Source organism: Bradyrhizobium sp. AZCC 1610 (assembly GCF_036924515.1).
In the GTDB taxonomy this organism is placed as follows: Bacteria; Pseudomonadota; Alphaproteobacteria; order Rhizobiales; family Xanthobacteraceae; genus Bradyrhizobium.
In genome coordinates, this window is record NZ_JAZHRR010000001.1 from 4943534 (window position 1) to 4965593 (window position 22060).

Consider the following 22060-nt stretch of genomic DNA (forward strand, 5'->3'; position numbering starts at 1 on the left):
GATCACTTCCTGACCGTGCCAAACGTGACGCCACGCAGCAGGTGATCCTGCAAAAAGAAGGTGGCCAGGAAAACGGGAACAAGAAACAGGGTTTCAATGGCAGCCAGCAGCGTCCAGTCCGTTCCGCGCCCGCCGGAAGACACGGCCTGGTTCATGGCTACAGGCACGGTGCGTGTATCAGGACCCGTCAGCAGCAGCGCGAACAGGAATTCGTTCCAGGTGAGGATGAGACCGAAAACGAATGTTGCGGCAAGCCCCGCAACAACCTGCGGCAGGCAGATCTTGAAAAACACTTTGATTTCTGACGACCCATCGATACGGGCTGCATCCTCGACGTCTGTCGACAACTCATCGAAGAAGCTCTTCATCATCCACACGGTAAATGCGAGATTGAAAGCCGTATAGAGCATGATGATGCCGAGATAGGATCCGGAAAGGCCCACGGCGCGGAACATCAAGATCACCGGAATGATGACGACGATCGCAGGCAGCATACGAGTCGTCAAAATGACGAAGAGATAGGTATCGTTGCCCTTGAGCGGATAGCGCGAGAAGCCATAGGCGGCTAACGTGCCGATAACGAGGGCAAGCAGGACGGACGCCGACGCGATCACGATGGAGTTGAAGAAGAACCGGTCAAACCCGGTGGATTCCGGCTGACCACCCGCCGTCATGACGCGGGAAAAGACCGAGGCAAAGTTGTCCAAGGTCGGCGTGAAGACAAACTGATCGGGGATGAGACCAAAGAATGAGGTAGGCGAAAGCGTTGGCGGCACTGAAAGCGCCAGCCCCTGCGGCTTTATAGCCGTGAAGATAATGAAGAGAACCGGCAGGAAGTAGATGAAGCTAACAACCGCCACGACGAGCGTGCGGCCCCAACCCGCCTCCGCGATGCCGCCGACGCTACGAAAGCCAATCCGCTCCCAGAAAGAAACTCTGTCTGTCATGGCTCAGGCCTCCCGGTTCTTGGGATTGGCAACGTAGAGATAAAGGTTCGTGAGCACGATCACTATGAAGAGGATGATGTAGGAGATGGCGGCTCCCTCGCTTGTCTTGTTCTGTTCGTTGGCAATGCGGATCAAGTGGTAGGAGATCGTCATTGTGTCGTTTCCGCCCTTGGTCAGCACGATCACAAGGTCTGCCAGCTTGAAAGCTTCGATGGTGCGGAACAACAGCGCCAACATCAGGAGCCCGCGGATATAGGGGAAGGTGATGCTCCAGAAGCGTCGCCAGGCGGAGACCCTGTCGATTGCGGCTGCCTCGTAGAGATATTTCGGCACGGACACGAGGCCCGCCAGCACGAGCAGCATGACGAAGGGCGACCACATCCAGGCGTCGGCAAAAACGATACCGGCTACCGCGCCCGCCTTGCTGTCCATGACGATGAACTGGCCGCCGGCGACGCTATTGATCACATAGCTCAGGATGCCGAAGGTGGGGTCATAATAGTAGGTGAAGAAGACACCTGAGGCCACGACCGACAGCATCATCGGTGTGAGAACCAGAATCAGCAGATATTTCCGCAGCGGGAACTGCTTGGCAAAAAGCATCGCCAGGAGAAACCCCACGATCATCTGTGCAGAGACTGTGCACACCGCGAACATTGCGGTGTTGATGAGGGCGTTCCAGTTGCCGGGCGCCGCGACCTCGTCGGTCAGAACCTTGATGTAGTTGTTGAGGCCGACGAAACGGATGGACTGCAGGTTCGACTGGTAGGCAAAAAATGAAAGCCCCAGGGACCAAAGCAGCGGGAAGATGTTCATCACGAATAGAACGGCGATGGCGGGCGCGACCAGGAGCCCGCCATAATAGCGACGGCGGTAGGCATTCACCGCGAATGCCGCGGCGACCAAAGCCGACATAGCGCCAACGACCCAGAAGGAACCGGACGCCGGCAGCGTCACCACCGCAAGCGCGGAGACAACAAGCCCCACGAGAATTGCAAGCCGCCAATTGTCGGCCGAAAGTTCAAGAAGAGCCGGTGCAGTCTTCGCAGGTTGTATGGTTGACATCAGTTGCATGAAGCTTCCGTGGAAAAGCAATTCCTGTGCGTTGCTGAGCGGGCTCGTGCGACCGCGGTCGGCGTCTGGCCATGTCTTTCAATTGGCCGGGGAAGGAGGACGAAGTCTCTTCCCCGGCCAAGCTCGCAATTGCCGCCGCTCGCAGAGCTCACGCGTCATGTTACTTAGTCAGCCCCACCTCCTTGAGCAGGCGTTGCTGGAACTTGGCGATATTGTCCTGAGTCGTCTTGGCATCCTGCCTGCCAGTAATGGCGAGATCGTACTGGTCTTGCTGCTGGGTCAGCAACTCGAAGAACTGCGGCACGTGCCACACGTCCTTCTGCCAATCCAGCGAAGGAGCCCAAGCCCTGTTCCAGGGGCGGTAAGTTACGTACTTCGGATCCGAGTACACGGACTTGATGGCAGACTGACCGCCGGCCGCCGCAAACTGGTGCTGGATGTTCGACGACAGCCACCACTTCACGAATTCCACGGCCTCTTTGATCTGTGCGTCGGTCGTCCAGGTGGTCAGCACGAAGGGCTGGCCGCCAATATTGGACCAGCGGACCAGCTTGCCGTCAGCACCTTTGGTTCCCGGCATCATGCCGAACACCAGGTTGTCTGAGACCTTCGAAGTTTTCGGATCAAGCGAGGCTTCGGCAAGGCCGATCCAGTTGATGCTCATGGCCACCTTACCCTGGCGGAACAGCTCATCCGACTTGAAGATGTCCATCGTGCCCGTCTTGGCGAGAGGCGGCATGTATGCGATCAGGCTCAGATACTTCTCCAGCGCCTTCACGGCCGCCGGCGAGTTCACAATACCTTCCGCTTTGCTGTTGGGTGCCTGGGTCTCATCCCAGATGTCACCACCCATTTGCCAAATAAAGCCGTTGATCTGCATCGACGAGAAGTCGTAGCTCTTGCCCGCCTGAAACGCGATGCCGTAAAAATCGTCTTCGGCGGGCTTGCCGGCCAGCATCTCGCCCTTCTTGCGGCGAAAGAATTCGCCGACGTTCTTGAAGTCGTCCCAGGTCATGGCGTCGAGCTCTTCGCTCGTGCAGGGAAGTTTCTGGTTGAATTTCGCCGTGAAGTTCTTCTGTTCTGCTTCGTGGCAGATAATGTCCTTTCGCGCGAAGTTCACCAGCACATCGGGAAACTGCGGAAAGCCGTAGTAATTTTCCGACTTGTGCGGATAAGTTGAGTAGGAGTTCAGCGCGTTCGGATGGATGTCCTTGAACGTCTTCATGAACTCGGGATCTGCGTTGAGCAGATCGTTGATCTTCCGGAAATAGCCGCCTTCGACGAACGCGCCCAGCCACTGCGAGTCCGACACGATGAAGTTATATTTCCGCTCGCCTGATGTGAGCGACGCATTCACGCGGGTATAGAAGTCTGGCCACGGAATGAAATCCACCTGGAGCTTCACCGTGTTGCCGGACTTTGGCTTGTACTGCTCGTCGAAAAACTTCTTCATGATGCGCGTTGGTGGCCAATCCGGCACAGCCATCGTCAGCGTCACATCACCGGCGAAAGCAAATGTCGTTCCCAGCACCAGCGAAGCGGCAAGCCCGGCCGCCATCACCATCCTGTTGATCTCCCTCGTCGCGGTCATCCTGGTTTCCTCCGTTTGGGTTTTTTCTTTAAATCGCTCGCCTCAGGCCATCGTCCGCCCACTCGAAGCGCGGAAGATGTAGAATTTGCTTGGATCGAGAATAACTGCCGCCTGTTGGCCGGGCTGCAAACCCGAGGCGGCAGATTCCGGCAACACCATGCGCAGCGTTTCGCCGCCGGTTTCCACTGATACGATCGTGACGTCCCCCAGCGGCTCAAGCATGGAAATATTGGTCTTGAGGCCTTGCTCGCCCTTCCCGGCAAAGCGCACGTCGCTCGGGCGGATGCCGACCACGGCCGCTTCACCGGCTTCTGCGGCTTGCAACTTTTTCACGAAAGGTAGTGGCCCAATTGCGGATTCGAGGGCGGCGCTGTCTGTGGCCAGCCTGCCTTTGATCATGTTCATGTGGGGCGAGCCGATCTTGCTTGCCACGTACAGATCACACGGCGCTTCGAAGAGTTCGTCCGGCGTTCCGATCTGCACCACGCCGCCGTCGCGCATCACTGCGATTTCCTCACCCATCGAGAGGGCTTCGAGCTCGTCGGGTGTGGCGTAGACGATGGTGAGACCAAACTGGCGGTGAAGGCGCTTCAGTTCCGCCCGCATCTCATGGCGTAGCTTCGCGTCGAGATTGGTCAAAGGCTCGTCCAGCAACAGGATCCTGGGGCGGCGTATCAAGGAGCGACCCAAGGCCACGCGCTGCTGTTCGCCACCCGAAAGCGTATTGGGCTTTCGATTGATCTTCGTGTCGAGCCGGAGCATCGCCGCTGTCTCCTTCACGCGGCGATCGATCTCCTCACGCGGGCGCTTTTCTTCGATCAGCGGATAGGCGAGGTTGTCGTAAACGGTCAGGTGCGGATAGAGCGCGAAGGACTGGAACACCATTGACACGCCCCGACCCGCAATCGGCTCATGGGTCCAATCCTTGCCAAAAATCTCGACGTGCCCGCGCTCGGGAACGATGAGACCAGCGATTGTGCGGAGCGTCGTCGTCTTGCCAACTGAGCTCGGCCCAAACAATACGAAGAAACGACCTTCCGCCACCCTGAAGGACAGGTTTTCAAGGGCCCGCACGCGGCCGTATGACTTGCTTACATTTGTCAAACGCAGTGCAGATTTCTCAGACTGCCCCATTGCCATCTCCCAGACCACCGCCGAGCGTGACCTCCGCAAGCACGGTCACTGAGCCGTATTGCTTCGAGAGCTTCGTCGCCCGCAGGGCGGGCTTGACTACCTTCGCTTCGGCACTTCCGAGCCGCACGACCTCTTTTTCCCTGTCCATCGCGACATTCATCGACATCGGGGACTCAATCGAACGCTAGCAGCAGGCGATCGCGAGAGCGTTCAATATGAACGCGCATCGCTTCTTCGGCGGCCACGGGATCCGCAGCCGCGAAGGCCGCCAATATGGCTTCGTGCTCGTCGAGAGCCTCTTCGGTGACGCGCGAATGGAACATGAGACGAAAAATGTGAAAGTGAGTGTGCTGGAAAGCGATGGCTTGACGAATGAGTTCGTTCTCAGCGCAGGCCAATATCTTGTCGTGAAAGTCGGCGTCCTGCCGCGCGAAGTTCGAGTACCGCAGGCGCTCGTCCTTGCCTTCCGTGCGGGCCATCAGGCCGGCCGCTTCGCGAAGCATCGCCAGCTTCGTGTCGTCCAAGCGCACCGCCGCCTTTGCGGCGCTGTAGGGCTCGAGACGCAATCGAAGCTCATAGATTTCGTCAAGCTGGCGCTTGGTGATCTGCGGTGCCGCGCGATAGCCGATCAAGTGCGTCTTCAGCACCAAACCTTCACCCTCGAGCCGACCTAGCGCCTCACGGATAGGCGTTTGCGACACGTTGAATTCGCGGACCAGGCTATCGACCGTGATGCGCGCGCCGGGCGCGATCTTGAGCGACATGAGCTGCGCGAAAATCGCCTCATACACGTCGCCCGCCAGACTGGTGGGGCGATCGATCTGCCCGCTGGCGGCCCTGGTTTGGGAAGGATTGGTGACGTTCATCGATTTCGGTCTGCCTCTTGACACAAGTCGCTTCTAGCACGATCTTGCGCGATATTCAATCCTATATCATATAGGATTTAATCGACGAAGATTGAACGGTGCCGAACTCGGGCGCGGGCGTGGGCATGCTCATGGAACGTGATGCTTTGGAAGAAAATGAACTTCGCCAAGCCGACGTGCTCTTTGAAGCCGAACTGACCGGGCACCCGCCGCATGGCCTGCAACGATTACATCGTATTCAACGCGGCTTAATGGTCGCGGGGCTCGCAGGTTCAGCGCTCGCGCCCGACATTCGCGCCATGCTCGACGCGGAATTCGTCTGCAAGGGCGGTGTCATCCTTGCGATAGATCTGGGCTCCGCTCCGGAATCAGTACCGAGACTCTCCGGCTATCTGGATCTGGTTCGCGCTGCGCCGCCCTTGAAGGCCGGCGCGCCTGTCAGCAGCCCCGGCGATAGCGCGGCCCACCGTCGTGCCGAGGCGTTCGAGAACAACTTTGAGATTGAGCCTCACCTCTGGAGCGAACTCGGTCGCGCACAATCCAATTCGTCCGTCGCCAGAGGATATGCATTATGACCCTGTTCGCCGCCCTGAGGCTGCCCCGCGAGATTTTATTTGGCAAGGGTCAGCGCCATGCGCTTTCCACCGTCGCCGCCAAACATGGGCGTCGAGCGCTCCTATGCACCGACGAGCGGTTCGCCGGCACCGCCGTTTTTTCCGAAATCGTCGCGAGCCTAAAGGCGTCGTCGGTTGAGATCTTCGTTCATGATCGCGTGCAGCCGGACGTGCCGGTCGACACGGTCGGCGTCTGCGTCGAGGAGGCGCGGAGCTTCATGCCCGATATGGTGATCGGCATCGGCGGCGGCAGCTGTCTCGATCTTGCGAAATGCGCGGCCTTGCTGATCAGCCACGGCGGCAAGCTTCAGGACTATTACGGTGAGTTCAAGGTGCCGGGTCCGATCCTGCCAGTGATCGCCGCGCCGACCACAGCGGGCACCGGTTCGGAAGTGACGCCGGTTGCGGTGATCTCCGATTCTGATCGAATTTTGAAGGTCGGCATTTCGAGCCCGCACCTGATTGCCACCGCTGCGATCTGCGACCCGGAACTGACGATGACGTGTCCGCCGTCCCTGACGGCAATCGCAGGGGCCGACGCCTTGACCCACGCGATCGAGGCCTTCACTGCGGTTAGACGCGATGTCACTTCCGACCTGCCGCAGAAACATGTTTTCATCGGCAAGACGGCGCTTACCGATCACTTCGCTCTGCTCGCCATCAAGCTACTGGGACGCAGTCTCGAGAAGGCCTGCCGCGATGGCGCCGACGAGGACGCGCGGGCGGATGTGATGATGGGCGCTCTGGCGGCCGGCTGTGCGTTCGGAACCGCGGGAACAGCGGCCGCGCACGCGGTGCAATATCCGATCGGCGCCTTAACCCACACGCCGCACGGGCTCGGCGTCGCGACCATGCTGCCTTATGTGATGAATTATAATTGCTCCGCGGCGACAACCGAAATCGCCAAAGTCGGCGTCGCTCTCGGCCTCGAGCGCTCGAGCCGGAGCGACGGCGAGATGGCCCGCGCAACGATTGAAGAAATCAGCCGCATGTTCGCGGCGATTGGCATCACTCCTACATTGGCTGGTCTTGGACTTCCCGCCGACAAGATTGATTGGACCGCCGAACTCGCCCTCGGCATCGATCGGCTGATCAAGAACAATCCCCGACCGTTCGACCTTCCCGCAATGAAACGCCTGGTGAAAGCCGCCTACGACGGCGATCTCGCCGGCAGCGCCATCTGAGTTCACAGGACCGCATCATGGACATGCCCCAGCACACGTTCAAGACCGACCACGAAACCCTCGACCTCCGCGCTTATACGCGCGGCCTCTATATCGACGGCCAATGGCGGCAGGCCGCTGACGGCCGGCTTATCGAGGTGGTCGATCCGTCCACCGAGCGCGTGATTGCTGAGGTTCCCGATGCGGCCATGGTCGACGTCGAGACAGCGGTGGAGGCCGCCGCCCGGGCGGCGGCCGGCTGGAGCGAGACGCCGCCGCGCAAGCGATCCGAAATTCTGAGGCGCTGCTTCGAATTGATGACCCAGCGTTCGGAAACGCTCGCCGAGCTGATATCGATCGAGAACGGCAAGGCTTTGCGCGATGCGCGCGGCGAGGTCGCCTATGCCGCCGAGTTCTTCCGCTGGAACGCCGAGGAAGCCGTGCGAATCATCGGCGAGTTCAGCCTCGCTCCTTCAGGCGCGAACCGAATCATAGTCGACTATCAGCCGATCGGCGTCTGCGTTTTGATCACGCCCTGGAACTTCCCGGCGGCCATGGCGACGCGCAAGATCGCTCCCGCCCTGGCAGCGGGCTGCACGGTTGTTCTCAAGCCCGCGAGCGAGACGCCTCTCACGGCCTACGCGCTCGTTGCGCTGTGTGAAGAAGCCGGCGTTCCCCCGGGCGTCGTCAATGTCCTTACGGTTTCCAATCCTGCTCCGGCCACCGCCGCCATGCTGGCGGATCCACGGGTGCGGAAACTGTCGTTCACCGGCTCGACCGGAGTTGGCCGCCTCCTCCTCGCCGAAGCGGCCAAGCACGTCATCTCGTGCTCGATGGAACTCGGCGGCAACGCGCCGTTCATCGTCTTCGACGACGCCGATCTCGAGGCTGCGCTCGACGGCGCGATGGTAGCGAAAATGCGCAACGCCGGCGAAGCCTGTACCGCCGCAAATCGCATCTATGTGCAATCCGGCATCCACGACGCCTTCGCCGAAGGGCTTCGAAAGCGCATGACGGCGCTCAACGTGGGCGCGGGCGTCGAAGCCGCCACCGAATGCGGTCCGATGATCACGAAAAAGGCCGTCGATAAGATCGATCGGCTGGTTCAGAACGCCGTCGCGCGTGGCGCGCGCGTTTTGTGCGGGGGCTCGGTCGGGAGCGGGACGGGATTTTACTATCCTCCGACAGTCCTCTGCGACGTGCCGACCGACGCCGCGATGGCGCGAGAGGAAATCTTCGGCCCTGTGGCGCCGATCTCGCGCTTCGAACGGGAGAGCGAGGCGATCGAGCGGGCGAACGACACGGAATACGGGCTCGCCGCCTACATCTACACTCGTGATCTCGCCCGCGGCATGCGTGTAGCCGCGAAGATTGAAACGGGTATGATCGCGCTCAATCGCGGCCTCATGTCGGATCCGGCCGCCCCGTTCGGCGGCGTCAAGCAGAGCGGCATTGGACGCGAAGGCGGACGGGGGCATGGCATCGCCGAGTTCATGGAGGCGAAATATCTCGCCGTCACGATGTAGACGAAGGACAGGTGCAGCGCGATCCCTTCAACCGGGACCATGTCGCGCCGTGGCGTAAGAAGCAGAACTGCGATGGGGTCCAGAGCCGTCAGGCTACGGCCCTTCGAAGACAAGAGAGAGGAGATTAATTGTGCGCACCATCAAGGGACCGGCAATATTCCTGGCTCAGTTCGCCGCCGAAGCTGCTCCGTTTGATACCTTGGATAACATATGCGCCTGGGCAGCGGATCTTGGATACAAGGGCGTGCAGATACCTAGCTGGGTTTCCAGCTTTATTGACCTGGAAAAGGCTGCGACGTCGAAAACATATGCGGATGAACTGCGTGGCACAGTCAATCGTCATGGACTCGAGATTTCTGAATTGTCGACGCACCTTCAGGGGCAACTGGTGGCAGTGCATCCGGCCTACTCCAGTGCTTTTGATGGTTTCGCGCCTGTTGCAGTCCATGACAATTCCTCCGCTCGGACGGCGTGGGCAATTCAACAATTGAAATGGGCCGCAAGGGCTTCGAGCAACCTTGGTCTGAATGCTCACGCAACTTTTTCGGGCGCGTTCGCGTGGCCTTTTATCTATCCCTGGCCACAACGCCCCGAGGGCCTGATCGACGATGCCTTTAGTGAACTTGGCCGCCGATGGTTACCAATTCTCGATGAGTTCGATCGCAACGGCGTCGATGTTTGCTATGAATTGCATCCGGGCGAGGATCTGCATGACGGTGCGACTTTCGAAATGTTCCTTGATCAAGTGAAGAACCACGTTCGCGCCAATATTCTTTACGACCCAAGTCATTTTGTACTGCAGCAACTCAAGTATCTCGATTTCATCGATATCTATCACCAGCGCATCAAGGCGTTCCACGTCAAGGATGCCGAATTCAATCCAACCGGCAGGCAAGGTGTCTACGGAGGTTTTCAGTCGTGGGTTAACCGCGCCGGACGTTTTAGATCGATTGGAGACGGTCAGGTTGATTTTCGATCGATCTTTTCGAAGCTCACGGCCTACGACTACGCGGGATGGGCCGTGCTGGAGTGGGAATGCGCGCTGAAGCATCCGGAGGATGGCGCTCGGGAAGGAGCCCGGTTGATCTCCGATTACATCATACGGGTAACCGAGCGAGCTTTCGATGACTTTGCAAGCTCCGGCATAAACAGGGAAGCAAATCTGAAAATGCTTGGTCTGGCACCAGGTGAGGGCATGTCATGAGAGACGGCGCGACGTCGCGGATTCGATTGGGAATGGTCGGTGGCGGGATCGGAGCCTTCATCGGCTACGTGCACCGAATTGCATCGCGAATTGACGACGATTATGAACTGGTTGCGGGAGCTCTGTCTTCCGATCCTGACCTAGCTCAAGAATCTGGTAGAAGGATTGGGCTGGCCGAAGACCGAATATATACAAGCTTTGCCGAGATGGCGGCGAAAGAGGCTGCCCGCGAAGACGGCATTCAGGCCGTCTCAATCGTCACGCCAAATCACCTGCATTTTGCGCCGGCCAAGGCATTTCTTGAGGCCGGAATTCATGTGATTTGCGACAAGCCTCTTACGTCAACGCTCGATGAGGCGCGTGCGCTGGCCAAGATCAAACCAAAGAATGGCGCGAAGTTTCTGTTGACGCACAATTACACCGGTTATCCTTTGGTACGACAAGCGCGTGCCATGGTGGCGAGCGGTGACTTGGGTATTATCCGGGTGGTTCAAGTCGAGTATCCGCAAGATTGGCTAACTCGCCCACTTTCAAACAAGCAGGCGGATTGGCGCACGGATCCTGCTCGTTCGGGACCAGGCGGTGCTATCGGCGACATCGGTACGCACGCTTATAATCTTGCACGATTTGTCACGGGGTTGAAAACGGCGGCCGTAAGTGCGGACCTGTCGACTTTCGTGGAGGGCAGACGGCTCGACGATAACGTGCACATACTGCTGCGTTTTGAAGGCAATGCGCGCGGGATGCTGTGGGCCAGCCAAGTTGCCGTAGGCTGCGAAAACGGTCTGCAGCTGCGTGTTTATGGTGACAAGGCCGGGCTTGAGTGGCGCCAGGACAATCCGAACCAGATGTGGTTCACGGAGTTTGGCAGGCCCAAGCAACTTCTGACGCGAGGCGGCGCCATCTCCGGTGACGCTCCTCCGATTCAGGTTCGACTGCCGAGTGGGCACCCCGAAGGTTATTTCGAGGCGTTCGCCACACTTTATAGTCAGTTTGCTCAGCTGATCCGCTCGGGAGACGCTGCCTGTCCCGACCTGCCGTCGCTCGCTGACGGAATTGAAGGAATGGAATTCATTGCTGCCGCCGTCCGGTCAAGTAACAATCAGAGCATGTGGACAAGCCTCAGCGACGTGTAAAGCGCGCGGGTAGATCCAGCGCCAAAAGAACTCACGACGCGCATCCTGGTGGATCGCGGCCTACATGATCGCCGAAATCCCGCTTTCGGCCACACGAGGCACCGAATTGTGCCGACGTGCTCAAGAGCTTGGGTATCGAACATCTGCCCTCCGAAGGTGGAGGTTACCAGTTCGAATCGCGTGGGGTACGCAATCCTACGCTCCTTATTCCTAGGAGAGCCAAGCGCTTTGAGCGACGTGCTTCCTTGCTCAAATCGGTCGGAGCCCCGATGCGAGCGGATCCTTCCGGATCAACAATGCGCCGGCGCGGGAACGTAGGATTGCCCTGCAGCGATTGCCGAGCCTGTGAAATGTCCGTGAAAGCGCGCTTCAGGTACGAAGCCTCAGATCAACGCTGCTTTCAGTTCATCGAGAGTGACGTCGGGAATCGATTTGTGGATTCTTGCAATTATTGGTTTTTCCTCGTCTCTTAAGATCGCGACGACGGTTTCCACATCGGGACATCCTGGCTCTCGACAGGTCAACTCGCTAACCGAGATAGTCACGTCATCCGACAAGCCCAGCAGCTTCTGCGTTTGCAGCTTTAATTCCTGAACTGCCTGAGGATAACCGGTTCTTTGGACCCGCCGCCCCATAGTTAAGGCAATCTTTGGCATGCTTTTGGCGTCCGAATGGATTTGCGAGGGCTGTCAGCCTCAGCATGGCAACGGACAAACTCCGCTGCCATGCTGCAGCTTGGCGCATCACCCCGTGCCTTCAATCAGTGACTTGAGCCCTGACACTGCTCAAAGCCTGCCTTCAAGACGTCCTCCGGCAAGTCGCGCCCGATGAAGACCAAGCGGCTTGTTCTAGGCTCATCGGGTTTCCAGGGGCGTTGATGGTCTCCTTCGAGCAACATGTGCACTCCCTGAATAACAAAGCGATCGGGATCGTCCTGGAATTGGATGATCCCCTTCAGCCGCAGAATATCGGTTCCGAACTGACGAACGGTCTCCTGCATCCAGGGGAAAAATTTCTCAGGAATGAGAGGTGTCTGCGTCGTCAATGACAGGCTCTTTACGTGACTGTCGTGCTCATGGTCGTGAGCTTCACTGAGAAAGCCAGGCTCGAATTCAAGAACCCTGTTGAGATCGAACGCATTCCGATCCAGGACTTTTTCGAGGTCAAGCGCGCAACGTTCGGTGCGATGGATCATCGCATAGGGATTAATTGAACGAATCCTTGCCTCGACGAGCTTAAGGTCCGCCTCCGAGACCAGATCGGTCTTGTTGAGCAAGACAACGTCGGCGAATGCGATCTGCTCTTGCGCTTCGTGCGCCTGGTCGATCTGTCCGAGGAGGTGCTTTGCGTCGATGACCGTGACGATGGCATCAAGTTTCGTGTTACGACGAATGTCGTCATCTACAAGAAACGTTTGCGCCACTGGCGCCGGATCGGCAAGCCCGGTAGTCTCCACGATGATCCCGTCAAACTTGCCACGCCGCTTCATGAGCCCTTCGAGAATCCGGATGAGATCACCTCTCACCGTGCAGCAGATGCACCCGTTGTTCATTTCGAATATTTCTTCGTCCGCATTGACGATCAGATCATTGTCAATTCCGACCTCGCCAAACTCGTTCACAATCACCGCATAACGCTTACCGTGGGTCTCGGTCAGGATACGGTTCAGCAAAGTCGTCTTCCCTGCGCCCAGGTACCCGGTGAGGACGGTGACCGGTGTTTGTGAAATCACGTTGTTCATGCTTGGCCCTTTCAGCGTTGAGGTCTCGTTGCGTTCTGAATCACAAGCGGGGGTTCAAACTGGGCAGTGGCGCGCTCGTGAAGCAACAGCAATAGCCCTGCGACAAGCGCAAAGCCGAGAACGCTCAGACCCGCGACCGTCAGCACCAATTGCGCTTTTGCGCGCGCTGAAATGCCTGTTATCGCCGTGAACAGACTCTTGACGACCGCTTCATCAAGGCCATGAGCGATGACGACCATTCGCGTGCGACGATCGTCCGAGGGCCAGGCCGGAAGCCGGTACTGTTGAATCGCATGCTGAACGCCGTGCACGACAAGAGGCCGCTCCGGATCGTCCTCCAGCCCGACAAGTCCCTTCAGACGGAGCAATTGCGGGCCGCCTACGGCCTTGAGCAGTTCAATGAATGTGGCGAGATTTTGCGGCGATACGGGCCGGCTTTCGAGCAATGCCAGACTCTGGATGCCAGTCGCCGCATGGCGGCTCGCGCCTGTGGCATCGTTGTGAGTTTGCCCTTGCTGGGCCAACGCCACCTCCAAGGCCAACCACCCCTCGACATCGGCCCCCTGTTCGGAGGGAACGTAGCGACGCGGAGCAAAGACCGCAGCGAGATCGAATTCGTTCCCGTGACGGTCCACGATGGCCGCGGCAGCGTTGATCTGCCGGATCTTCGGCAGCAGGCCGGAGAGACCGGGAGCCGCGGCGGCTTCTGCGCCAAGATCCGTCTTGGTCAGCACGACACAATCCGCAAACGCCAACTGCTTCATGCATTCGAAGTGCCGCTCCATCGTCTCTTCGATCATGGTCACGTCGATTGCGCAGACGACGCCGGACAGTCGAAAGCATCTTGCCACGACATGGTCCCGATACCCGACCGCCGGAAGACCGCCCGGTGTGATCTGATTGATGATCGGAGCGGGATCGGCAAGCCCGGTCGTCTCGACGATCACGCGCTTGAACGACGGGACAGCCTTGCTCTCCATAGCGTCGTAAAGTTCGAACAGGGAAGACCTGATGTCGCTGGCAGCTGTGCAGCAGAGGCAGCCTGTCGTTGTCACCATCAGCTCGCGCTTGTTCACGCGAACAAGGTCATGATCGATGGATATATCGCCAAACTCGTTGATGATGACGGCGGTGTCCGCAAAGGCCTCGCTAGCCAAGAGCTCATTGAGCAGCGTGGATTTCCCCGAGCCCAGGAAGCCCGTGAGGATCGTCACCGGAATCGGTTGGTCTATCTTCATTGCCACGCAATCACATCGCCCCAATAAGTAATGTTATAACGTTACATATGATCGCGCAACAGCCTCTAGGGACCCATCACGATTGATTGTGGTCGCTGCCTCGGCAGCGCATGGGCAGGAGCGCCAATTCGACTGCGGTCAGCGAAATTCAAGTCTCAGTCGCCGCCAGGCGACCACGAGTCCGGTGATGCTGAACGCTGCTCCAAACGCGCATAGAACAACAATAATCGCGCTCCGCAGGCTGGGGCGCGCCATCAAGGCAGGAAAATCGAAAGTATGCAGCGCGCGGTACACCCAGCGATAGGTTCGACGCTGCGCATCAAGCTTTTCCAGGTTGGCGCCGCTAGCACCATCGATTTGGTACCAAACGTCCCCGCATATGGACCGATATACGGGAGCCGGTGCAACTTCAGATGCAAGGAAGTAGTGGTCATCTGGCGCGACAGCCGAAGTGCTCGAGCAGCTACCGACAGCGTGCGAGATCACGACATTGATCTGATCGGCTTGCAGGAACGGTGAAGCAGGTGCAGTAGACGCTGGAACGACGAGGGAAAGCTGCTGCGCGTCAACTCCCGTTCGATTACGTTGATAGATGCGGCCGCCGAAAGTGAACCACTCGATTTCACGGGTAGTCGGTGAAAGCGATGCGGGCACTGTTGCGGTCAGTTCGACCCATGCTGGCATCCCGGCGATCCGGTCCGCTTCCGATCTGGTAAGCGCGCCGGTGGAAAAGAGACGGCCATGGTCCATCGATAGCCACCCGCTAACAATCCACGTTATCACGAACGCAGCGCACGCCAGTCCGAGCCAGTGGTGCCAAGCATGCCATTTTCGGAAGGGAGATACGATACGGTCTCGCACGCGCCTGAGACGAAACAGGCCTGCCATGAGGCCCGACAATGCCGCGATGACGGCAGCAAGGGACAACCACCAGACCGTGACGTTCCAGGCCATCCAGTCTTTGCGCAGCGCGGTCGGATAGATCCAATGCGCGACGCTTCCAACGTAGTTCCATGCGCGTTCACTGCGCGTCGTATCTCTCACGATCTCGCCGGTGCGTGACGAGACGTACAGTTCGGTTCCCGCAACATCGTTCAGAGCAATGCGATAGAGAGGTCGGTGTCCGTCGAGGCCGTTCGGGACCGTCCATTGATCATATTCCGCCAGTTCCACGAAAGTGGCCGCAGCAGGATTCAAGCCGCGCAAGCGCGCATGCTCGGACCCGATTGCGAGTGCCACTTGCTCGGAGCCAATATCGGCCACGCGCAAATCGTCAGCATGCAGCGCTTTCATGCCGGAGGCGGTCGACACCAGATATACTGGACCGTCGCTGCGCTGCCACAGACGCACCCGCGTGACGCCTTTGAGCGTGCTCGCCGCGACAGCCTCGGCGGGACTGTGCCTCACCTGGGAAACGTCAAAGACGGACAATCCTCCGAAGCGCTCAGCTTCGGTGAGCGCTGGAAATGGCACGAAGTGCATCACGATACCAGATGCAAACCACATCACGAACAGCAGGCACAGCGGGATGCTCAGCCAGCGATGGACAAGGACCAGGACCCGCAACGGGCGAACCACCATCAGAATTTGAAGGACGCCCCGACCTCGTAGGTCCGCGGTGCCCCCAGGAGGATCTGATCTGGATAGAATGGAGAGCTCCATGCCGCGTACTTCGCATTGGTGAAGTTACGTACCCGGAAGGTGACGCGCGTGCTGTCGAAGGTCGGGAATGTCGGTGACTTCGGAATGTCGATAAAGGCGAAGGCATCCGCCGTCGTATAGGCGAGAAGCTTAACCGTATTGGCATCGGTGCTATACCGGTCGCCGACATGACGAACCGAAACCCCGAGCTCGACCGGCAGCCAACCCGGATTAAGGAAACGATACGAGGCCCCGCCGTTCACGACAACGGCAGGAATATTCGGCGGGGTATTTCCCGAGAACGATCCGCCCGTGAATTCGTAGTCGGCATAGCGTGCGTGGACATACGCGACGTTGCCCCAGAACTTGAGCTCAGGGGTCGGACGCACTGCCGCGGCGAACTCCACGCCCTGCGATTTGACTTTTCCAGCGATGTTGAGGCGTTGGCCAGCCTGCGCCGAATACACATTGCTGCGCTCGATGTCGAAAGCCGAAAAGGTCCATTCGGCGCGACCATTCCACAGCAGATTCTTGACACCGGTCTCGTAGCTGCGGGCAGACGTCAAGGTCAGTTGCTGCGTCGGGCCCAGCAGGAAAATGCTGCCTGCCGACAAGTCGCTCGCCGTCGCATACTGGCTGTAGAACGTCATCCCCGGGATCGCTTCCCACGTGTATCCGATACGGCCCGTCACGGGCTGCCAGCTTGTGGCGTATGGGAAACCAGCCCCGCTCACGCCGTTGACGTCGGTGGACGTTCGATCGAGCTCGAAGGGATTGTAGCGGAGACCGCCGATAAGCGCGAAATTGTGCGTAATCTTAAGCCGATCTTCGAGATTGATCGCAAAGCTGTCGATGGTGGCGGTCTGTCGCTGCGTCGTTAGCAAACCATAATAGCCACGAGCGGGATCGACCAGTGTCACTTGATCAGAAGGAAAGTTTGCCGCGCCGGGCCTCGAAAAATCCAGGTGATAGAATTCGAGCGCCGTGACCAGGCGGTTTTCCATGCCGAGTAGATGCGAATTCCACGTGAGATCCGTGTTGTTGCCGACCAGGTTCTGGTTGTGATGGACATAGAACCGTTCGCGATCGACCAGGTTGCTGGCGGCGTTGAAAGCGCTAACCTCGTTGTTGTACCAGTCGCGGCTGGCATTGTAGTTATAGACCTGACTTCTCAGGGTGACGTTGCTCGTTAGATCCCACTCGAATCCTCCGCGCGCCCATGACTCCTTGATGGTCTTGTGGTTGTCGAGCACGTTATAGTTCGTTTTCAGCGTACGGCTGTCGATGGTGACAGGCCCGAGATTGGTGCCGTTATAATCGGACACTTTCGTTCCGGACACGATGCCCGTGGTCGCGAAAGGACCGCTAAAAGCGACCGGGACCAGCGGCGTGCCTTCATAGACCCGCGCATTGTAGTCCTTGTATTCGGTCGCGACGAAAACCTTGAACGCGTTCGTGAGGCGATAATCCAGTTGCCCAGATACGTGCAGATTCTTTGTGTCGGTGTCATCAATGAAGCCATTCTGCAGCGATCGGCTGATGTCGAACCGGTAGTCGAGGCCCTGGATGTTGGTGCTGCCTCCTGAGCCAACGCCGGTGCGAACACTGCCGAACGAGTCGAAACCGACGAACGCTTCATTCCTGATCGGTCCAGTGTGAGGCGCCTTGGTGACATAGTTGATGGCACCGCCGACCGCGCCCTGCCCCGACATCAAGGACGATGGGCCCTTGAGAAATTCGACCCTATCGAGGTTGAACGTCTCCATGGTCAGCGCCGTGAAGCCCGTCGGGCCGATATTGAGGCCATTGTAGGTCACGTTGACCTGTTCGCCCTGGAAACCGCGCGTGGAGAACGACACGTCGTTCGGCGCGTCGCTGGCGGTCACGCCGGTTGCGCCTTTCACCGTATCGATCGTCGTGTGGTAGCCCTGCTCCCGGATCGTTTCCGCTCCGACGACCTCGACGGTTGCGGGAATCTCCCGCGGGGTCAGCCCCAGCCGGCTCGCGCTGGGCGCAACGACATTGGTGTTGAGCGGCGTCGCCGGCGTCTGCTGTTGCCCTTGCGAATGCGGTGACGCCTCGGCGATGGTTGAGGGTCGCGGATTTCTGTTTGTCCGAGAGATACGGCCTCTTTGCGAATTCGACCGCGTCGGCGCTCTCGCCGTTGGTCGCCGCTGCGGCGCGTCAACGGTTATAGGCGGCAACGAGCTCGCCGGCTGGTTGGGTGATGACGAAGGCGTCTGAGCTTGCGCTTCAGCCAAGCCAAAAGGCAGCACGTCTGCCGCTATCAAAAGAGTTGATAGAGAAACCGAACTTAACAGGTAACGCACGCTTGCCCCCACCCCGAACCGCCTCGTACCCCACGTTAAGGCTTCACAAGGGCTATGTAATGTTATAACGTTACATACGTCAAGGCAGCCAACGAGGCCTCATCATGCGACCGCAGAGCGTGAGCAGCCGAATTCACTACTCTGCTGGGCGTGCCGCATACGGCATCTTCGATGAGCGGCCGACGTGGCCAGTGGAGGTGTAAGAGAATCCATGCTCGATGCGATTGAAGTGACGAAGCAGTTTGGCGCCAAGAGTGCCCTGGATAATGTCTCGCTCAGCGTCCTGCCTGGCGAGATCTATTGCCTCTTGGGAGCGAACGGCGCGGGCAAGACGACGCTGGTCAATCTGTTCCTGAATTTTCTACAGCCGACATCTGGCAGCCTGCAAATCGGCAAGCTCGACGTCGTGCGTCAGCCGTTGGAGACGAAGCGGCTCCTTGCATATATCCCCGAACAGGTCACGCTCTATGGCGTGCTCTCAGGTCTGGAAAACCTGGCATTCTTCTCTTCACTCGCAATCGGAGAGCATTTGCCGCGGCAGCGGCTGCTTGAACTGCTCGAGGCGGCAGGTCTCCCTCGTCAAGCAGCCGATGACAGGGTCGCGACCTACTCGAAGGGCATGCGTCAGAAGGTGGGAATTGCCATCGCACTGGCCAAGAATGCCAAAGCCCTCTTGCTCGACGAGCCCACCTCAGGACTGGACCCGTCCGCGGCCAACGAGTTCTCGGAGCTTCTCGTCAAGGCCAGCAACGACGGCGTGACCGTCTTGACGACAACACACGATCTCTTCCACGCGAAGCAGACCGCGACCCGCATCGGCATCATGAAGCAAGGGCGGCTGGTGGAAGAACTCAGGAGCGAGGAGGTCAGCCATGCCGATCTTGAAGCGCTGTACCTCAAGCACATGAAGAGTTGACGTGTTCGCAATCATCGCCGCCAAGGATCTTCGCGTGCTGACCCGCGACGGGCGTCTGCTGTGGGCCGGAGGGCTGGTCGTCATCCTCATGCTGGTGGCTCTGGCGGCCGGATGGAATCGGCAGATTCAGCTGAATAGCGAACGGTCGGCAGGCCAAGCCCTCGACTATGACGCCTGGCTTCACCAAGGCTATCGGCACCCGCACGATGCGGCGGAACAGGGCATGCACGTGTTCAAGCCTGAACCATCGCTTGCCGTCTTCGATCCCGGCATTGGGCCATTTGTTGGCTCGACCGTCTGGCTACAGGCGCATCGCCAGAGCGAAGTCAAGTTCCGGCCGGCCCAGGATGCAACCGGTTTGCAGCGGTTCGGCGAGTTATCGCCAGCTTGGCTTCTTCAGGTTTTGCTTCCCCTGCTCATTATCGTCATCGGCTTCAACTCTGTGAGCGACGAGCGCGAACGCGGAACGTTGCGCCAGCTGCTCAGCCTGGGCGCGCCCGCGCGGAGCCTTCTTTACGGCAAAGCGGCGGCGCTTGCGAGCTGCGTTGGCATTCTGATTGCTCCAGTCGGCCTTGCGTTTGCAGTACTCATCGTTGCTCGCCTGCCCGCTGGAGAGCGCGTGGACGTGGTCTATCGGATCGCGTGGCTCGCGGCGGGATACGGCTTCTATCTCGGCTTCTTCGTGTTTCTGACCCTGGCGGTATCAGCCCTCGCGCGTTCGTCGCGGACCGCCCTGGTCTTGCTGCTGGGTTTCTGGGTCGCCGCAACGCTGATTGCTCCGCGCACCGCCTCCGAAGTGACGAATTTGCTCTATCCCACGCCGTCTCGGCTCGACTTTGACAATCAACTCGCGAACGACGTGGCAGACGCTGGTCGCAAGGCCTGGTCCACCCACTTCGGTGCGCGAACGCCGTGGGATCCATCGGTTCCGCTCAGCAAGTGGGGCGCGGCGTTGAAAGTTGATGACGAGGCGGGTTACGGCGCACTTGATGAAAATTTCGGCAGGCTTTGGCACACATTCGAGCGTCAACAGCGCGCGCAAGAGTGGGTCGCCCTTGTTGCCCCGGTCGTTGCACTCCGCGGCTTCTCCATGGGCCTGGCGGGAACAGACTTTTCCCAACATCGCGACTTCTCAACCGCGGCCGAAGCCCAACGGCGGAAGATTCAGAACATCGTCAGTGAGGACTTGATCGAACACGCCGATCGCTTGGGTAATGCGCATTTCACTTACAAGGCTGGCCCCGAGCTGTGGGCAAGCGTGCCGCAATTCAAGTATGAACTTCCGTCTGTGTCGTTTGCCTTGGCGCACCATTGGGCGAGCCTTGCGCTGCTCGCCGTCATGTTCTGCCTCTCCGTCGCGCTCGCGCAGTATGCGCTCTCCCGTCCGCTGATGCGTTAGGCAGTCGAATGAAGACAATGCAGCCTCGCCCGCTCTCCACCTTGTCGCTGATCGTACTGCACGAGGCCCGCATCCTTGTCCGCGATCGCACGCTGCTGCTGGTGTGTTGTGTTCTGGCCCTCATGGTGGGTTACGGACTATTTGTGGGACTGGCGCAAGCAACGCTCCGCGACCGCATGGTCGCTCAAGTCCTCAAACACGAACAAGAGACCCAAACGGCAAACAACGGGATGCTCAAATCCGTTCTCGGTGGCCAAACCGCGCTGATACCGTTCTCCAATCCCGCGAACCCGGCTGCCATGGCCGGCACCTTGTCCGGACGTTACGCCACAATGCCCAACGCACCGCTCGCGGCGCTGGCAATCGGTCAGTCGGACATGATGCCCAATTATTACCGCATCACCTATTTGAGCAAAGTTCAGTTCATGTATGACACGGAAATCGAAAATCCCTGGAATCTGCTCAGCGGGCACTTCGATCTCGCTTTCGTTATCGTATTCGTATTGCCTCTGCTGGTTACGACGCTCGGGTATAACCTGCTGTCGGCAGAGCGCGAACATGGCACCTTGCGCATGCTGTGTTCGCAACCGCTTTCCATCGCAACTTTGATGACCGGGAAAGTCATCGTGCGCATGCTTGCGCTGCTGGCGATCGTTATTCCCGTGCCGCTCGTGGTCCTGCTTTTGATCCGTCCCGAAGCCCGCGGCGCGGAGCAACTGGTCTTGATGCTGTCGTGGTCGGCGCTGGTGGCGGCGTATACCTTGTTCTGGTTCGCGGTCGCGGCCTTGGTCAACACCGTTGGCGTCTCATCTTCGACCAATGCGTTGATCATGGTGGCACTCTGGACGATTCTTGTGCTCATCTTGCCGGTGACAATGAACCTTGCCGTGGGATTGGCTAGCCCGGCCCCCTCCCGCACCGAATTGGCCAACCGCACGCGTGTCGCAACCGCCGAATCATTGCGCGAATACGAGGACCTCTATAGCGCGGATTATCGCTATGCCTCCGATCCGGAAGCGCTGCTGGTAAAAAATGAACGTATCGAAGTGCCTTCGCGCATGCGTGCATTTTTTCTGGCCAAGCAAAAAGTCGACGAACGAATCGAGCCGCTTTTGAAACGTTTTGATCAGCAACTGCTGCAACAACAAAAACTTGTCGACAGGCTGAGCTTGCTATCGCCTGCGATTCTCATCAATGAAGCACTAACCTCTATCGCCGGCACCGATTCACACCGTTTCCTCGCCTTCAAGGGTCAGACAGAGGCGTTTCACCAAGAATGGCGGCAGTATTTCTCTCCCAGGATCCAGGAGAGCCGCGCCATGACCATGCGTGACCTGTCCTCATTGCCCCGGTGGCATTGGATTGAGATGCCGGCAAGCGAAATCAGCTGGAGCATCTGGTGGCGGGCCATGTTGATGCTGGCGCTCGCATTCGTGCTTGGCGGCCTCGCGCTTGCGCGCTCGTCCCGCCTATCGATCGAGTAACTGTCCAAAGCGTTTCCGATCAAGACACCTCTGGTACGGAGAGTCGCCAAAGCTAT

Annotated in this window: 19 protein-coding genes; 8 read left to right on the top strand and 11 right to left on the bottom strand. The window is 58.8% G+C overall.

Translation table 11 applies throughout. From position 1 onward, the window contains the following. Nucleotides 1-2: 2 nt before the first annotated feature. The 6 genes from V1279_RS24465 to V1279_RS24490 form a co-directional block, all read right to left on the bottom strand. Nucleotides 3-947, bottom strand: a complete 945-nt coding sequence (locus V1279_RS24465) for a carbohydrate ABC transporter permease (RefSeq protein WP_334441071.1) — start codon at nucleotides 945-947, stop codon at nucleotides 3-5. Nucleotides 948-950: 3 nt separating this feature from the next. Then, a complete protein-coding gene (locus tag V1279_RS24470; RefSeq protein WP_334441074.1) occupies nucleotides 951-1907 on the bottom strand; it encodes a carbohydrate ABC transporter permease in 957 nt (318 codons plus the stop codon). 274 nt (nucleotides 1908-2181) lie between these two features. Next, nucleotides 2182-3612, bottom strand: coding sequence for an extracellular solute-binding protein (locus V1279_RS24475; RefSeq protein WP_334441076.1), 1431 nt, complete (start codon nucleotides 3610-3612; stop codon nucleotides 2182-2184). A 42-nt stretch (nucleotides 3613-3654) separates the two neighbouring features. Further along, nucleotides 3655-4746 (bottom strand): ABC transporter ATP-binding protein, encoded by a 1092-nt coding sequence (locus V1279_RS24480; RefSeq protein WP_334441078.1) that lies wholly within the window; start codon nucleotides 4744-4746, stop codon nucleotides 3655-3657. After that, nucleotides 4733-4912, bottom strand: coding sequence for a hypothetical protein (locus V1279_RS24485; protein ID WP_334441080.1), 180 nt, complete (start codon nucleotides 4910-4912; stop codon nucleotides 4733-4735). The genes V1279_RS24480 and V1279_RS24485 overlap by 14 nt, the downstream gene beginning before the upstream one ends. Before the next feature lie 7 nt (nucleotides 4913-4919). Beyond that, a complete protein-coding gene (locus tag V1279_RS24490; RefSeq protein ID WP_334441082.1) occupies nucleotides 4920-5612 on the bottom strand; it encodes a GntR family transcriptional regulator in 693 nt (230 codons plus the stop codon). A gap of 125 nt (nucleotides 5613-5737) precedes the next feature. On the opposite strand from V1279_RS24490, the gene V1279_RS24495 reads away from it, so the two are divergent. The 5 genes from V1279_RS24495 to V1279_RS24515 all read left to right on the top strand — a co-directional run bounded on the left by V1279_RS24495 (nucleotide 5738) and on the right by V1279_RS24515 (nucleotide 11255). After that, on the top strand, nucleotides 5738-6187 hold the full coding sequence (locus V1279_RS24495; protein WP_334441084.1) for a hypothetical protein: 450 nt from the start codon (nucleotides 5738-5740) through the stop codon (nucleotides 6185-6187). Beyond that, nucleotides 6184-7410, top strand: a complete 1227-nt coding sequence (locus V1279_RS24500) for an iron-containing alcohol dehydrogenase (RefSeq protein WP_334441087.1) — start codon at nucleotides 6184-6186, stop codon at nucleotides 7408-7410. Before V1279_RS24495 ends, V1279_RS24500 begins: the two co-directional genes overlap by 4 nt. Before the next feature lie 23 nt (nucleotides 7411-7433). Then, a complete protein-coding gene (locus tag V1279_RS24505; RefSeq protein WP_442894912.1) occupies nucleotides 7434-8915 on the top strand; it encodes an NAD-dependent succinate-semialdehyde dehydrogenase in 1482 nt (493 codons plus the stop codon). Nucleotides 8916-9045: 130 nt separating this feature from the next. Continuing rightward, a complete protein-coding gene (locus tag V1279_RS24510) occupies nucleotides 9046-10119 on the top strand; it encodes a sugar phosphate isomerase/epimerase family protein (RefSeq protein WP_334441091.1) in 1074 nt (357 codons plus the stop codon). Beyond that, nucleotides 10116-11255, top strand: a complete 1140-nt coding sequence (locus V1279_RS24515) for a Gfo/Idh/MocA family protein (RefSeq protein ID WP_334441094.1) — start codon at nucleotides 10116-10118, stop codon at nucleotides 11253-11255. Before V1279_RS24510 ends, V1279_RS24515 begins: the two co-directional genes overlap by 4 nt. A gap of 383 nt (nucleotides 11256-11638) precedes the next feature. Here the strand turns inward: V1279_RS24515 and V1279_RS24520 are convergent, their stop codons facing one another. The 5 genes from V1279_RS24520 to V1279_RS24540 form a co-directional block, all read right to left on the bottom strand. Then, nucleotides 11639-11911: a nitrate reductase gene (locus tag V1279_RS24520; protein ID WP_334441097.1), complete on the bottom strand. Its 273-nt coding sequence runs from the start codon at nucleotides 11909-11911 to the stop codon at nucleotides 11639-11641. A gap of 104 nt (nucleotides 11912-12015) precedes the next feature. After that, a complete protein-coding gene (locus V1279_RS24525) occupies nucleotides 12016-12996 on the bottom strand; it encodes a CobW family GTP-binding protein (RefSeq protein ID WP_334441098.1) in 981 nt (326 codons plus the stop codon). Nucleotides 12997-13007: 11 nt separating this feature from the next. Further along, nucleotides 13008-14234: a CobW family GTP-binding protein gene (locus tag V1279_RS24530; protein ID WP_334441100.1), complete on the bottom strand. Its 1227-nt coding sequence runs from the start codon at nucleotides 14232-14234 to the stop codon at nucleotides 13008-13010. Between the two features lie 138 nt (nucleotides 14235-14372). Then, nucleotides 14373-15815: a PepSY domain-containing protein gene (locus tag V1279_RS24535; RefSeq protein ID WP_334441102.1), complete on the bottom strand. Its 1443-nt coding sequence runs from the start codon at nucleotides 15813-15815 to the stop codon at nucleotides 14373-14375. Then, on the bottom strand, nucleotides 15815-18205 hold the full coding sequence (locus V1279_RS24540) for a TonB-dependent receptor domain-containing protein (protein WP_334441104.1): 2391 nt from the start codon (nucleotides 18203-18205) through the stop codon (nucleotides 15815-15817). The genes V1279_RS24535 and V1279_RS24540 overlap by 1 nt, the downstream gene beginning before the upstream one ends. A 211-nt stretch (nucleotides 18206-18416) precedes the next feature. Between V1279_RS24540 and V1279_RS24545 the strand changes: the two genes are divergently transcribed. The 3 genes from V1279_RS24545 to V1279_RS24555 are packed head-to-tail and all read left to right on the top strand — an operon-like array spanning nucleotide 18417 to nucleotide 22004. After that, nucleotides 18417-19121 (top strand): ABC transporter ATP-binding protein, encoded by a 705-nt coding sequence (locus V1279_RS24545; protein WP_334368128.1) that lies wholly within the window; start codon nucleotides 18417-18419, stop codon nucleotides 19119-19121. 1 nt (nucleotide 19122) lies between these two features. After that, a complete protein-coding gene (locus tag V1279_RS24550) occupies nucleotides 19123-20520 on the top strand; it encodes an ABC transporter permease subunit (RefSeq protein ID WP_334441107.1) in 1398 nt (465 codons plus the stop codon). 8 nt (nucleotides 20521-20528) lie between these two features. After that, a complete protein-coding gene (locus V1279_RS24555) occupies nucleotides 20529-22004 on the top strand; it encodes a DUF3526 domain-containing protein (RefSeq protein WP_334441110.1) in 1476 nt (491 codons plus the stop codon). Nucleotides 22005-22060: the final 56 nt, after the last annotated feature.